General features: G+C 40.2%; 11 protein-coding genes. 5 read left to right on the forward strand and 6 right to left on the reverse strand.

The features are described from left to right. Positions 1–96: 96 nt before the first annotated feature. A complete protein-coding gene (locus JWR23_RS14860) occupies positions 97–2,337 on the reverse strand; it encodes a sodium-translocating pyrophosphatase (RefSeq protein ID WP_299516969.1) in 2,241 nt (746 codons plus the stop codon). A 128-nt stretch (positions 2,338–2,465) separates the two neighbouring features. Here JWR23_RS14860 and JWR23_RS14865 point away from each other — a divergent pair, with 128 nt between their 5' ends. Together JWR23_RS14865 and dacB are read left to right on the forward strand one after the other, a co-directional pair. Continuing rightward, positions 2,466–3,914, forward strand: coding sequence for an APC family permease (locus tag JWR23_RS14865; protein ID WP_299516970.1), 1,449 nt, complete (start codon positions 2,466–2,468; stop codon positions 3,912–3,914). Next, positions 3,886–5,316, forward strand: a complete 1,431-nt coding sequence (gene dacB / locus JWR23_RS14870; protein ID WP_299516971.1) for a D-alanyl-D-alanine carboxypeptidase/D-alanyl-D-alanine-endopeptidase — start codon at positions 3,886–3,888, stop codon at positions 5,314–5,316. Before JWR23_RS14865 ends, dacB begins: the two co-directional genes overlap by 29 nt. A 637-nt stretch (positions 5,317–5,953) precedes the next feature. Here the strand turns inward: dacB and pgk are convergent. From pgk to JWR23_RS14895, 5 genes are all read right to left on the reverse strand, one after another. Next, complete coding sequence (pgk, locus tag JWR23_RS14875; protein ID WP_299516973.1) at positions 5,954–7,144, reverse strand: phosphoglycerate kinase; 1,191 nt, start codon at positions 7,142–7,144, stop codon at positions 5,954–5,956. A gap of 204 nt (positions 7,145–7,348) precedes the next feature. Continuing rightward, positions 7,349–7,786 (reverse strand): GNAT family N-acetyltransferase, encoded by a 438-nt coding sequence (locus JWR23_RS14880; protein WP_299516974.1) that lies wholly within the window; start codon positions 7,784–7,786, stop codon positions 7,349–7,351. Beyond that, positions 7,783–8,778, reverse strand: a complete 996-nt coding sequence (gene gap / locus JWR23_RS14885; RefSeq protein WP_299516975.1) for a type I glyceraldehyde-3-phosphate dehydrogenase — start codon at positions 8,776–8,778, stop codon at positions 7,783–7,785. The genes JWR23_RS14880 and gap overlap by 4 nt, the downstream gene beginning before the upstream one ends. A 96-nt stretch (positions 8,779–8,874) precedes the next feature. Then, on the reverse strand, positions 8,875–9,975 hold the full coding sequence (locus JWR23_RS14890; RefSeq protein WP_299516977.1) for an MraY family glycosyltransferase: 1,101 nt from the start codon (positions 9,973–9,975) through the stop codon (positions 8,875–8,877). A 200-nt stretch (positions 9,976–10,175) separates the two neighbouring features. After that, positions 10,176–10,928, reverse strand: a complete 753-nt coding sequence (locus JWR23_RS14895) for a glycosyltransferase family 2 protein (protein ID WP_299516979.1) — start codon at positions 10,926–10,928, stop codon at positions 10,176–10,178. A gap of 93 nt (positions 10,929–11,021) precedes the next feature. Between JWR23_RS14895 and JWR23_RS14900 the strand changes: the two genes are divergently transcribed. Genes JWR23_RS14900 through JWR23_RS14910 form a run of 3 tightly spaced genes read left to right on the forward strand, consistent with a single transcriptional unit; the run spans position 11,022 to position 14,787 of the window. Beyond that, on the forward strand, positions 11,022–11,807 hold the full coding sequence (locus JWR23_RS14900) for a polysaccharide biosynthesis/export family protein (RefSeq protein WP_299516980.1): 786 nt from the start codon (positions 11,022–11,024) through the stop codon (positions 11,805–11,807). Then, a complete protein-coding gene (locus tag JWR23_RS14905; protein ID WP_299516982.1) occupies positions 11,808–14,255 on the forward strand; it encodes a tyrosine-protein kinase family protein in 2,448 nt (815 codons plus the stop codon). Between the two features lie 16 nt (positions 14,256–14,271). Beyond that, positions 14,272–14,787 (forward strand): UpxY family transcription antiterminator, encoded by a 516-nt coding sequence (locus tag JWR23_RS14910; RefSeq protein WP_299516983.1) that lies wholly within the window; start codon positions 14,272–14,274, stop codon positions 14,785–14,787. The last annotated feature ends 63 nt before the right edge of the window (positions 14,788–14,850 follow it).

The following is a 14,850-nucleotide window of genomic DNA, read 5'->3' on the forward strand; positions in this document are numbered from 1 at the left end:
GACGGTATTATGGTAAATAAGTTTTGAATAGCTGTTTTTATCCCAACAAAAAAGGGATACCAAACCGGCATCCCTTCTCTTTATAATCCTTTATTATTATACGTTTTTATCTATCTTGATAACATGCGTTATCATTGACCTTCTTTGAATTTCTTTTTGTAAACGTGGGCTATGGCTAAGTTCTTTATGCAAATGTGGTGCAATAACCAATGACATAATCGACATCAGCTTGATCAAAATATTCATTGACGGGCCTGACGTATCTTTAAACGGATCGCCAACAGTATCACCTGTTACAGATGCTTTATGTGGTTCTGATTTTTTGTAGTGCATTTCGCCGTTTATATCCACTCCTTTTTCGAATGATTTTTTAGCATTGTCCCATGCGCCGCCTGCGTTGCTTTGGAAGATACCCATTAACACACCCGATACGGTTACGCCTGCTAATAATCCGCCTAAAACTTCGGGGCCGAATATAAAGCCAACTATTATAGGGGTAATCAACGCTATAAGGCCCGGGGCTACCATCTCGCGGATAGAGGCTTTGGTTGATATAGCTACGCATTTTTCATACTCAGGTTTAGCTTTGTATTCCATAATGCCCGGTATCTCGCGAAACTGGCGACGTACTTCTTCTACCATCGCCATAGCTGCACGGCCCACTGCCGAGATGCATAATGCCGAGAATATAAAAGGTATCATACCACCAACAAATAAACCCGCCAGTACATCGGCTTTGTAAATATCAATATGCTCAATACCTGCTACACCCACAAAGGCTGCAAATAAAGCCAGTGAGGTTAATGCTGCCGAAGCAATGGCAAAACCCTTGCCTGTTGCTGCGGTAGTGTTACCTACGGCATCAAGGTTGTCCGTCCGGTGGCGTACCTCGGGTGGTAACTGGCTCATTTCGGCAATACCACCGGCGTTATCAGCAATTGGGCCAAATGCATCGATAGCTAATTGCATAGCTGTAGTAGCCATCATACCTGCCGCGGCAATTGCCACACCATATAAACCTGCAAAATGATAAGAGCCATAAATACCCGAAGCCAATACTAAAATTGGTAACACGGTAGATTCCATGCCTACTGCCAAACCTGCTATAATGTTGGTAGCATGGCCCGTTGATGATTGCCTTATTATGCCCAACACCGGGCGTTTACCCATCGCGGTATAATACTCGGTTATCATTGACATTAGCGTGCCAACAACCAAACCCACCATTATAGATCCTATTATGCCATCTTTGGTAAATATTAAAGCACCTTCTTTCATAACCCCGTCGCCATCCATATCGCGGCTCATAAAGAAGTTACCATCAGGCAGCATCCATTTAACTAAAAATATCGAAGCAATAGCAGTTAATAATATAGAGGTCCAGTTACCTATATTTAATGCTTTTTGCACACTGTCGGTTTCGCTTTTAATTCTTACGAATGACGCGCCAACTATAGAGAATATCAAACCTAAGCCTGCAATAACCATTGGTAATAATATAGGGGCAATACCGCCAAAATTATCATGCGATACAATTTCACGGCCCAATACCATGGTAGCCAGCATAGTTGCAACGTATGACCCGAATAGATCGGCACCCATACCTGCAACGTCACCTACGTTGTCGCCTACGTTATCAGCAATTGTTGCGGGGTTACGCACATCATCCTCGGGGATACCTGCTTCTACCTTGCCCACTAAATCGGCACCCACGTCGGCAGCTTTGGTATAAATACCGCCACCCACACGTGCAAATAAGGCAATGGATTCTGCACCTAACGAAAATCCGGCTAATACATCCAGCGCCTTAGCCATGGCTACACCGTTTACACTACTGCCGGTAACATTTTTTACATAAATAGTATAGAATACAATGAATAACGAACCTAAACCTATAATAGCTAAACCCGCTACGCCCAAACCCATAACGGTACCGCCTGTAAACGATACTTTTAATGCTTTGGCTAAGCTGGTTCGCGCAGCTTGTGTAGTACGCACGTTTGCTTTGGTAGCAATACGCATGCCCAGGTAACCTGCAAATGCCGATAAAAAAGCGCCAACTATAAATGAAACCGCTATAACCGGGCTTGATGTATGTACCGTTGTGCCAGAGTAAGCCAGTAAAATACCTGCAATAACTACAAAGTAGCCCAGCATTTTCCACTCTGCGCGTAAAAAAGCCATTGCCCCATCAGCAATATGGCCTGCAAGCTCATTCATTGAAGCATCACCGGTTTCCTGTTTAGTAACCCAGGCCGACTTAATGATCATAAATACAATTCCTACTAAACCAAAAACGGGAATTAAGTAAATTAAGTAAGTGTTCAAAAAATCCATATGTGTTATTAAAGTTTATATTTTGTTTGGTATTTAATCGGGGTTGCAAATTAGTAAAATTAATTTCTTTACAATAGCATGTCAATTATAAAGTTTTTTGAATAGTTTAGAACTCTAAACGATATCTAATGATTAAAAACGAAGGTCAACCTAAATTAAAAGCATCCCTGGGCCTGTTAGATGGCACTATGATAGTTGCCGGCTCTATGATAGGCTCGGGGATTTTTATTGTAAGTGCAGATATTATACGCAATGTAGGCTCATCCGGGTGGCTTATTGCTGTTTGGCTGATAACCGGCTTCATGACCTTAACCGCTGCCGTTAGTTATGGCGAGTTGAGCGCCATGTTTCCAAAAGCAGGCGGGCAGTACGTTTATTTAAAAGAGGCTTATAATAAATTGATAGCTTTTTTATACGGATGGAGCTTTTTCGCCGTGATACAAACCGGCACTATTGCAGCGGTTGGGGTAGCATTCTCTAAATTCACCGCTTATTTAATACCTGCGGTTAGCGAGGATAATATTATATTTTCTACCATGCTTGGTTCATGGCACTTTACTATAAGCGCGGCGCAATGTGTATCTATTGTATTAATTATACTGCTTACGTTTATCAATACCCGTGGTGTTAAAAGCGGCAAGATCATCCAAAATACTTTTACTTTAACCAAACTGGCCAGTTTATTTGGTTTGATCATATTTGGGTTGATAATGCTTAAGGGCGATGTATGGCACGCCAACTGGACCAACGCCTGGGATATTCATAAATTAAATGTCGACGGCAGTGTTGCCTCTTATACTATGGCTGCCGCTTTGGGCGCTGTTGCCGCCTCAATGGTAGGCTCTATTTTTAGCAGCGATGCCTGGAATAACGTAACCTTTATTGCCGGCGAAATGAAAAATCCGCAGCGCAATATTGGTCTGAGTCTATTTTTAGGTACGCTGATAGTAACCCTTATTTACGTAAGCATTAACATTGTATATACCGGTGTATTACCGTTGCACGAAATTGCCACTGCAAATAAAGACCGTGTAGCAGTTGCCGCATCGCAGGTAATATTTGGGCACATTGGTACTGTTATTATTGCCTTAATGATCATGATATCAACCTTTGGCTGTAATAACGGATTGATAATGGCAGGGGCACGTGTATATTATACTATGGCTAAGGATGGCTTGTTCTTTAAACGCACAGGCACCTTAAATAAATTTGCAGTACCGGGCTTCGGTTTATGGATACAATGTATTGTAGCCAGTATATTATGCCTTAGCGGCAAGTATGGCGACCTGCTGGATATGATATCATTTGTAGTAGTAATATTTTATGTGCTTACCATTTTAGGCATCTACATATTACGTGTAAAGCGCCCCGATGCCGAGCGGCCCTACAAAGCATTTGGCTACCCGGTGCTACCCGCCATTTACATGATTATGGGTTTAGCCTTTTGCATATTATTAATTATTTATAAACCACAATTTACCTGGCCGGGTTTAATTATAGTTTTAATAGGCATACCAATTTATTATATAACCAAATATTTTTCGAAAGATGAAGAGCAGGTGGAGAGCCCCGTTTAGTTTCAGTATACTATTATTTATTTCGGTACAGGCATGGGCGCAAACCCCGTTGCAGCAAAAGTTATCAGCAGCATTTAATAAATTACAGACCGATAGTCAGTGCCGCTACGCTTCTGTAGCGTTAACCGTGCTTGATGCCAAAACCGGCGAGCAGGTATTTGCCGCTAACCTCAACATGGGTTTGGCGCCGGGCTCTACCATGAAAGTTATTACCAGTATAACCGCGCTTAATACGTTGGGTAAAGATTACCAGTTTAAAACTACCTTTAGCTACAGTGGCACCATTAGCGCCGATGGCACACTTACCGGCGATGTCATCATCCGCGGGTATGGCGACCCTACCCTGGGCAGCTGGCGCTGGGAAACCACTAAGCAAACCTATATTCTTAGCCAAATGGTTAGCGCCCTGCAAAAGGCAGGTATTAAACGTGTTAACGGTCGTGTTATTGGCGATGACTCTTATTATGGCAGCCAGTCTATTCCCAATGGGTGGATATGGCAGGATCTGGGTACTTATTATGGCGCAGGCACCTCGGCACTTTGCTGGGGCGAAAACCAGTTTAGCCTCAAACTGCGCACCGGCGAGGTGAATACACCCATCGGTATTGCCGGCACATCGCCCGCTATGCCCTACCTTGCCTTTAAAAGCGAGCTGCTAAATGGCGTTGCACATACCGGCGACCAAGCCTACGCCTATCTACCCTCACTTGGCAGCAATATTATGTATGTAAGGGGCACTTACGCTGTAGATCAAACCAAGAAAGCCATAGGCACCGCCATACCCAACCCCGCGTATGATATTGCCTGGCACCTGACAGATACCCTAAAGGGTCTCGGGATCGCTGTAAGCGGTATGCCCGAATCGTTTACTACGTTAATCGCTAAGGGGCAGCCTATACCGCAATCAACCGCCAGCTTGCTTACCATAACCTCGCCAACGTTAACCGGTATATTGTACTGGCAAAACCACATCAGCATAAACCTGTATGCCGAGCAGCTTTTATTGGCTGTTGCCGATAAGGCAGGCAAGCCCGTTAATACCGATAATGGCGTTAAAGTGCTGCAAGATTTTTGGGCAGCCAAAGCAGGTATTGATAAGCATACGCTAAACGTGTTCGACGGCAGCGGCCTGTCGCCGGGTAACCGGGTAACTACGCTCACTATGGCGCGCATCCTGCAATCGGCCACCGCCGAAACCTGGTTCAAAGATTTTTACGATAGCCTGCCCCTGTATAACGATATGCACATGAAAAGCGGCAGCATCAACAGCGCCCTGGCCTACACCGGCTACCAAACCCATAACGGCCGCCAGCTTTGCTTCTCCATCATCGTTAACAACTACAACGGATCAGGCAGAGGCATCAAGGAAAAGATGTTTAAGGTGCTGGATGAGTTGAAGTAGTTTTTGAAAATTGGTTATTGAAGATTAAAGATTGGTCCTGAGCTATCTGGTCTAACCTCAACCCACCCCAACTGCAACCCCCCGGCATGGATATAGCCGACTGGCTGATAAGTGTCCGATAGAACTGAAAGTGTTTGAGGAGGTAGCGGACGGACGGGGTTAGAGATTAGTGATTGAAGATTAGAGATTAAGCCTATCGCTTTTACCGCGGGTAATTGCTCTGCTCTCCGAGCGTCATTGCGAGGAACGAAGCAATCTCTACGTAGGACATTCAAATTTGTATGAGGTTGACACATGCCTATTGTACACCTGCTTAGCTTACGCAGAGATTGCTTCGTTCCTCGCAATGACGTGGTGGGGAGGTTGGGTGGTTAGCAACCAGGGTAATCCTAAAATCAAAAAAATCAGCGGTTCAGACACCTTGCGTTAAGGATTGAAGCGGATACCGGCCTGTGGTTAAGGCCTGAAGGCGTATGAGCGTAAAGCCTGTCCCGCAGGGAAACGCCATAAAACAATAAAGGCCCCGATCTCCCGGAGCCTTTATTAATACTATTTATGTCATTGCGAGCGTAGCGTGGCAATCGCGAACTTTGCAGCGTGCGATTGCTTCGTTCCGCGCAATGACAAATATTGTTATCTAATCATTAATCGCTTTTACGCCCGGCAATTCTTTGCCTTCCATATACTCCAGCAGGGCGCCGCCGCCGGTTGATACGTAGCTTACCTGCTTGGTTAGGTTAAATTTTGATACTGCTGCTGCCGAGTCGCCGCCGCCAATAAGGGAGAATGCGCCGTTATCGGTTGCTTTTACTACGGCTTCGGCAATGGCTTTGGTACCTACCAAAAACTTCTCCATCTCGAAAACGCCCATGGGGCCGTTCCACAATATGGTTTTTGAATCTTTAACCACCTTGCTAAACAGCGCAACGGTTTCGGGGCCGATATCTAAACCCATCCAGCCATCGGGTATTTCGCCGGTCTTTGCTGTGCCGGTGTTGGCATCGTTGCTAAATGCATCGGCAGTAACGTTATCTACCGGCAATAACAGGTTAACACCTTTATCTTTTGCTTTTTGGATGAGGCTAAGCGCCAGGTCCTGCTTATCCAGCTCTACCAATGAGGTGCCGATATTGCCACCCTGCGCTTTAGCAAAGGTATAAGCCATGCCACCACCTATAATAAGGTTATCTACCTTATCCAGCAGTTTTTCTATCAGCTCAATTTTATCAGATACTTTAGAGCCGCCCATAATAGCGGTAAAAGGTTTTTCGGCACCGTTTAGTATTTTCTCTGCATTGGCAAGCTCTGCCCCCATAAGGTAACCAAAGTACTTGGCATCGGGGAAAAACTGTGCTATAACCGATGTTGAGGCGTGCGCGCGGTGCGCGGTGCCAAAGGCATCGTTTACATAAACATCGCCTAAAGCGGCTAATTTTTTAGCAAATTCTACATCGCCTTTTTCTTCTTCTTTATAAAAGCGCAGGTTCTCTAATAACAGCACCTCGCCTTTTGATAATGCTTTGGCTTTGGCTACCGCGTCGGCACCAATACAATCATCGGCAAACTCTACCTGCTGGCCCAACAAGTCAGACAGGTGCGGTATCAGGTGCTTTAATGAATCGTTTTCGTTAGGGCCATTCTTTGGCCTGCCCAGGTGCGACATCAGGATAACGGCGCCGCCATCAGTAAGTATTTTTTTGATGGTTGGCAGGGCCGCGGTCATGCGGTTATCATCAGTAATGTTATGATTTTCATCAAGGGGTACATTAAAATCTACCCGTATAAGGGCTTTTTTGCCTGTAAATTTAATCTGATCTATAGTTTTCATAGTATATCCTCTGTTGTAAAGGCCGCCAAATTCAGCATTTTATTCTAAACTATGAAACTCAAAAACGAAAAAGGTGTTTTAATTTGAGGTAAAAGGTGAAAGGTAAAAAGGTGAAAGGTGCTTTAATTTGAGGTAAAAGGGGAAAGGATAAAACTAAAGATGTTATTTAGTTAACAGTTTTTTCACATTGATAAGGCCAGCCGATCATTGAATTTTAACATACAATACGTGATGCGGGCCCGTACCGGGTATTTCAAACTCGGGCGATACGATCTCAAATCCTACTCCCTGGTAAAATTTTACGGCTTTTTTGCGCCCGTTGCACCATATGTAATTGCCTTTTTGCCCCTGCAGATAAACAATGGCAAAGTTTAATAACTGGCTGCCTACGCCCTGCCCCTGATATTTGGCTATTGTAGCCACGCCACGCACCTGGTAGCCGTTGCCGCTAAATTGGCCATAGCTTTGCGGATGGAAGGATGCTATACTTGCCAGCTCGCCTTTTATATAGTAACCTAAATGGAAATTGCCCGCGGCGTTATCTGTTGGGAAACGGCATTCATCATCTTTTAAATTTTTTCCTTCGCGTAATACAGCGTTGCGCACGGGCAATACTTCTTCGGCGGTAATAAATCTGATCATTTAGATAAGCGTATTTTTTCTACCAGGTCGGCCAATCGGCTGGAGTATCCCATTTCATTATCATACCAGCCCACTACCTTTACCAATCCACCTACTATTGAGGTAAGCTGCGCATCAAACACACAGCTATGGGTATTGCCTATAATATCTGATGATACAATGGGGTCCTCGGTATATTCAAGTATATTTTTCATATCACCTTCGGCAGCATTTTTAAAAGCCAGGTTTATTTCTTTTACGGTTGGTTGTATTTTTAAGGTACAGGTAAAATCAGTTAACGAACCGTTAAGCACCGGCACACGTATGCCTGCACCACCCAATTTACCATCCAGATGCGGAAATATAGAAGTGATGGCTTTTGCAGCACCCGTAGTGGTTGGAATGATGGATGCCGAAGCGGCCCTTGCCCTGCGCAGGTCTTTATGTGAGCTATCATGCAGGCTTTGGTCGCCGGTCATGGAGTGTACGGTGGTTATATAGCCATCAATAATGCCCCAATTATCATCCAGTATCTTCACCATCGCGGCAACGTTATTGGTTGTGCATGACGCGTTAGAGAGTATGGGCGAATGCAGGTCAACAGCACCCTCATTAACGCCTAATACAACGGTAGGCACACTTTTATCAGTTGACGGGGCAGAAATAATTACCTGTTTTGCCCCGGCTGCCAGGTGCTTTTCTGCACCTTGCTTAGCGGTAAATTTACCTGTTGATTCTATTACCAGGTCAACATCGAGTTGATACCAGGGTAAATACTCGGGATCACGCTCGGCTATAATTTTTATTTTATGATGGTTAACGTACAGGTTTTCGTCATCAAAAGTAACCATACCGGTAAAACTATGATGAACAGAATCATACTTGAACAAATGTGCGAGGGTACGCGTATCCGACAGATCATTTATAGCCACAACCTCAATACCTGGTCTGGTTAAAATGCTTCGCAAAAATATGCGGCCTATTCTTCCAAATCCGTTTATAGCTATCCTCATTTATATTTTAATTAACAGAGGTACAAAGTTAACTAAAATTGATAAGATGCCTGCCTGCTATAAACAGACATTAAGATTAAAAAAGCGGGGAATTTATTAAATGAACAGGTTACGTAAAGCAACGTCTTCGCGATCTTTTGACCGGATCAGGAATGTAATTGCCCAGTTAAACAGCATTGATATAGTAAAAATTATTGCTATTAATGCAAAATTACCTAAATTACTAAATGCCAGCACCAACCCAATTGATATAAGATTAAGTACCGCCAAAATAAGTGTAGTTTGCAAATGAGAATAACCAAGTCTTAATATGCGATGATGTATATGGTTGCGATCAGCAGTAAATGGAGATATGCCACTTATTATGCGTATAAAAAACACTCTCAGGGTATCAAAAATTGGCACTATTAATATAGCTACTGTTAAAGCAGGAGCAGCGTAAATTTGCGGGTTGTTATCAATAGCAAACCTGTTTAATTCAATTAATTTAATTGCCATTACTACAGATATTAAACCGATAAACAAAGACCCTGTATCGCCCATAAATATTTTGGCAGGCGGGATATTAAATTTTAAAAATCCGGCTATAGACCCTACCAAAATTAATGAAATTACGGCTGATTCATATTGATGAATATATATAAATAATATTGCGAAGACGCTATTTACAATTATACCCGTAATAGCTGCTAAACCATCAATGCCATCAATCAAATTAAAAGCATTAATAATCATTATTATTACTAACACCGATAGTGCACAACTTATGGTAAATGGAAGTTGGTATATGCCAAATACCCCATACATACTGGTTAAGCGTATATCGCTAAATACAACTAATATTAAAGCAATAATAAATTGAACCATGAACTTTGTGCTTGAATTTACCCCCGAAAGATCATCTTTTAAACCCATTGCAAATAAAATTATGCTGGCTATAAGTAAATAACTTATAGGAAAAGATTCATTTATTATGCTAAATACCAGGGCGGTAATTGCAAAGCTTACAAATATCGCTATACCACCTAAACGCGGTATGCCGTGATCATGCTGTTTTCTAAAATGCCCTATATCATCATATAAATGCCTTACACGTGCAACATATAAAATTGAAGGTATAGCTATAACGGATAAAAGGGCAGGAAATCCAATTATAAATAAATAATAAGCAAAGTGATAACGTAAAAACTCGGGCATATAAAATTTATTATATTAAAGTATAGCATAAATATGACCAAATTTATTAAAATAATTATAAACATTGCTTAATAGTTAGTATTAAAATTTCATAATAGTTACTAACATTTTTTTATAAGCCTAAATTCATTAAAAATTAGGGGATAAATATTGCTTAATAGTTTTTAACAAATGTTTCTTTATAATTAGAAAATAATTATCTAACCTATTATAAACTGGGTTATCTTTCTTAATGGCTTAAAAATTAAACATAACAGTGGAAATTTTACCTCATTATTTCTCATCGCTCTAAAATCATTTCGCCACGCTTTTAAACGATTTTGATAGGTCTTATTACTAACCCCTCCTATATTCATTTTAACCATCGCTTTATTCAGATAGCATACATTTAATTTATTTAAATGCATAAACCTTAACATTAATTCATAATCAGCAGCAGTTCCATATTGTGGATCATATAACCCTAAACGTTCAAATAACAAACGTTTACAGTAAAAAGTAGGGTGTGGCGGCATCCATCCCCAATTAAATGTACCCTGTATGTAAGTTCCTGAATGCCAGTTACGAATAATTGCGCCGTTTTGATTTATATACTCCAGGTTTCCATATAATACATCGGCATTTTGCCGGCTAAAAGCTTCTGCCACGCAGCTTAGTATGTCATTACTTGCAAAAAAATCGTCGGCATTTAACATTCCTATTATATCCCCCGTTGCAATTTGTATACCTTTATTCATTGCATCATAAATGCCCTTATCAGGCTCTGATATATAAAAACTAATATGGGGGTTGTAGGAATTTATTATTTGACGAGTGTTATCTGTTGAGCCACCGTCAATTATTATATATTCTGTATTACTATATTTTTGCGCTATTACAGATTCTATACAACGGCCAAGAGTTTTTCCGGCGTTTTTGGTAACTGTAATTATAGAAATTTTTAAATTCTGCACTTCTTAAAAAATAGGTTAACTTATACAGACAAAATATGTAGTTTTGGGATTGTTGCTAAAAGATATAAGTACTAAGCCGAATTTGTTATATATATGCGCCCTTTAATACTAATATGCCTTATTTTCGGACTAACTTTTATTTTCGCCTCCTGTTCATACAAACAAGATCATGTACTTCTTGAGCAAAGAACCTCACCTGCAGATACTTTCCGACAAAGTAACGCTGCAAACATAAGTAATTATCGCATAAAGCCGCAGGACGTACTGCAAATATCCAACATACAAAACAGTAAAAATATTGTTGATTTAAATGCCGGAATTGTTGGCACAACTATAACAGCGACAGGAATACAATCAGGAGAAACTTATACTGTTGAAGATGACGGAACAGTTGCATTAACAGGTTTAGGAAGAATACAGGTTGCCGGATTAACGCGTGTAGAGGCGCGGAAATACATTGAAGATCTATACCGTAAAGGGCCGCTAAAAGACCCATTACTTGAATTAAAAATAATGAATCTTAAAGTAACCTTACTTGGTGAAATAAAAACGCAGGGAAATATACTTTTAACAAAAGATAAGACAACACTTATTGAAATTATAGGCCAGGCGGGAGGACTCACCGAAAAAGCGGATGAAAAAACCATTAAAATAATACATACCGATCAAAAATACCCAAAAACTGATATAATAGATTTGAGTAATATAAAATCTATAAACGATCCCCGAACCATACTTCAAAACAATGACATTGTTGTTATCGCACAAAACAAAAGGGCAGTACGGGCTGATAGGTTACAAGATTTTTCTACGATAGCACAACCTGCATTGCTTATATTTAATACAGCATTAATTCTCTTTACACTTATCCGCCGCTAAATGGAAGAGTTAAACAAGGTAACACCCAAACTACCGAACCAGGAATTTGATTATTATAAAATAGCCAAAATTCTATTAAGCAGATGGTACTGGATAGCAGGTTCTGTTTTGATATGTTTTCTTGCATCAAATGTTTATTTGTGGTATACACCGAAAGTATTTGCTACATCTGCCGTTATAAAATTCGAGGAAAAAAAATCCGAAATATCAGATATGGTAGGTATGGCAACCAGTACAGACAGGGCCAACGTTTCTAAAATTCAAAGCGAAACGATAATACTACAAAGCACCCCTCTTTTATTAAATGCTGTTAAACACCTTGATTACCGCATGAGCTTTTATGTAGTGGGCCGGGTACTTAACCGTACTAATGAACTATACCCCGCAAAACCATTAGATGTACAACTTATTAATTTTGATACGCTAAATTTTTTTCACAACCTAATCACTTTTAAGCCTATAAATAAAACTTCTTTCAATATTAGTTATCAAGGGCAGCAGTCTATATTAGGAAAAGATATTACCCAGGTATGCTATTACAATGTGCCCTTTACTGTTGGACCTACATCTTTTAGTATTAAATATCCGGCAGATTTGCCTAAAACTGCGTCTTTTTTATTCAAGCTTAATGCTCCGGAAGATTTTATAGGCAGGATAAGGGGCGGGTTACATACGCAAGAAACAGCCAAAAACTCAAATATGTTATCATTACAGCAAACTGATTCTAATCCCCGGTTTGCTGCAGATGCATTAAACGCTGTTGTACAGGAATATATGCATTATGATCATAGCCAGCGAACAAAATCAGCATTGCAAATGATCAGGTTTATTGATGATCAGTTAAATTTTCTTGCAACCAAACTAAACGGCTCAGAAAGCTCCATTCAGGAATATAAGCAAAATAATAAAATAATAGATGTAAGTTCTGCTTCAGACCGGGTAATAGGCCGGGCTAAAGAGCTTGAATCACAAATTTCAATAATAAAACTTGACCTCCTGGCTATTGATCAGCTTCAACAAGATATAGTTAAGGGTAAAGACAATGTAAATATTAATTTGAACACCGTTGGAGCAAGTACCAATACTCAAATAGGTGAATTTGTTGCCAATCTTAATAGTTTATTGTCTTTAAAAACTGCTTTGTTAAAAACTTACAATAATAATTCGCCGCAAATACAGGATATAGACCGGCAAATTTTACAAATCAAAAATACTACCATAAACAGCATTGTTTCATCGCGCAAGCTTATTGAAACTAAATTAAAATATGAACAAGACCAACTTGTGCCGGTAAATCAACAAATAGCACAATTACCGGCTGCAGAACGGCAGATGGTTAGTTTAAAACGAGATTTTGAAGTTAATGATAAGGTTTATTCTTTCTTATCCGAAAAAAAACTAGATCAGGAAATATTAACCGCGGGTATACTGCCCGGTGCAACTATTATTGACCTGGCCCAACCTAATTATAATCCGGTATCGCCAGATGACCATAGCTTTCATCGTACAGCAATAATTTTAGGAATTGCAATAGGTTTAGGGTTTATTATTTTAATAAGGGTATTAAACCCTTATATATATGATAAAGAAACTGTTGAAAATATTACCACAATACCGATTATTGGGGTAATAAGAAAGTTCCCCGAAGATATTGATGAATTTAGCACCCAAATACTGGCCATTAGTAAGCCAAAATCAATATTTGCAGAATCTGTACGCTCGGTTCGTACCAATCTAAACTTCCTGGCATCAGAGAAAAAAAGCAAGGTCATCTGTGTTACATCGGAAGTAGCGGGCGAAGGAAAATCATTTGTGGCGGTTAACTTATCAAGTACCTTATCTCTTATAGATAAAAAGGTTATTTTGATAGCTGCCGATCTAAGACGATCAAAACTGCATAAAACTTTTCATGTGCCAAATGATATGGGTTTAAGTAATTACCTGGCCAACAGATGTAGTATTGATGATATTATAAATAATTCTAACCAGGAAGGTTTGGATTTTATAGTTTCAGGACCGGTGCCCCCTAACCCATCAGAATTATTGCATTCTGCAAGAATGACTGAATTAATAAACAATCTTAAAGAAAGGTATGATATTATCATGATTGATACCGCCCCGATTGGTTTGGTATCAGATGCAATACCATTAATAAGAATGAGTGATATTAATCTTTTTGTAATACGATCAGGAAAATCAAAATTCTATGCGGCAACTATTCCGCAACGTATTGCACAGGAATATCACCTGGATAATACAGTTATTGTACTTAATGCATTTGCCCAGGACCAGCTGCATTCAGGATATTATTCAACAAAATATACCGGCAATAATTATGGCGCCACCTATTACTATTACTCTGACTATGCCGGTAATGAAGGCTCTGGTTATTATATCGATGATAATGAGAATAAATGGTGGCATATATGGAATTGGTTCAAAAAATAAAGCATTAATTTAATAAATGACTTTAATATCAAATACAGCTGCCTATAAGTGGTATCCTGTTTATACGCAACCCCGGGCCGAAAAAAAAGCATTCCAGACTTTAGTAAATAAAGGCATAGAGGCTTATTTGCCGCTTCATCGGCAAATGAAACAATGGAGCGACAGAAAAAAATGGGTGGAAGAACCTTTTATTAAATCATACCTATTTGTTCATATCACCGAACAAGAAAAAACAGAAGTGTTAATGACCAAGGGAATAGCACGGTTTATATACTTTTCAAACACAGTTGCTACAATGCCCGACCGCCAGATTGTAGATCTTAAATTATTGATGGCTAGCCCCTACGATCTGGAAATTACCGAAGAAAACCTGCAACCTGGCGAAAAAATAATAATTAAAGCCGGCCCGCTTAAGGGAATGACCGGCAATATGGTCTCATACCGCTCGCAAAAACAATTGGTGCTAAAACTTGAAAGCCTTGGTTGCTCAATCTTAGTAAATGTGGCTGCCTCAATAATTGATAGATTTTAATTAATAATTTATATTATAGTTTTATATTACACAACGGCATTTTAGCTTTATTTATGCCATCAG

It is taken from the genome of Mucilaginibacter sp. (assembly GCF_028288205.1).
Lineage (GTDB): Bacteria > Bacteroidota > Bacteroidia > Sphingobacteriales > Sphingobacteriaceae > Mucilaginibacter.

Excerpts from the sequence above, each read along its gene's own strand:
- JWR23_RS14860 (WP_299516969.1), bottom strand. The coding sequence starts at position 2,337 with ATGGATTTTTTGAACACTTACTTAATTTACTTAATTCCCGTTTTTGGT.
- JWR23_RS14865 (WP_299516970.1), top strand. The coding sequence starts at position 2,466 with ATGATTAAAAACGAAGGTCAACCTAAATTAAAAGCATCCCTGGGCCTG.
- dacB (WP_299516971.1), top strand. The coding sequence starts at position 3,886 with ATGAAGAGCAGGTGGAGAGCCCCGTTTAGTTTCAGTATACTATTATTT.
- pgk (WP_299516973.1), bottom strand. The coding sequence starts at position 7,144 with ATGAAAACTATAGATCAGATTAAATTTACAGGCAAAAAAGCCCTTATA.
- JWR23_RS14880 (WP_299516974.1), bottom strand. The coding sequence starts at position 7,786 with ATGATCAGATTTATTACCGCCGAAGAAGTATTGCCCGTGCGCAACGCT.
- gap (WP_299516975.1), bottom strand. The coding sequence starts at position 8,778 with ATGAGGATAGCTATAAACGGATTTGGAAGAATAGGCCGCATATTTTTG.
- JWR23_RS14890 (WP_299516977.1), bottom strand. The coding sequence starts at position 9,975 with ATGCCCGAGTTTTTACGTTATCACTTTGCTTATTATTTATTTATAATT.
- JWR23_RS14900 (WP_299516980.1), top strand. The coding sequence starts at position 11,022 with ATGCGCCCTTTAATACTAATATGCCTTATTTTCGGACTAACTTTTATT.
- JWR23_RS14905 (WP_299516982.1), top strand. The coding sequence starts at position 11,808 with ATGGAAGAGTTAAACAAGGTAACACCCAAACTACCGAACCAGGAATTT.
- JWR23_RS14910 (WP_299516983.1), top strand. The coding sequence starts at position 14,272 with ATGACTTTAATATCAAATACAGCTGCCTATAAGTGGTATCCTGTTTAT.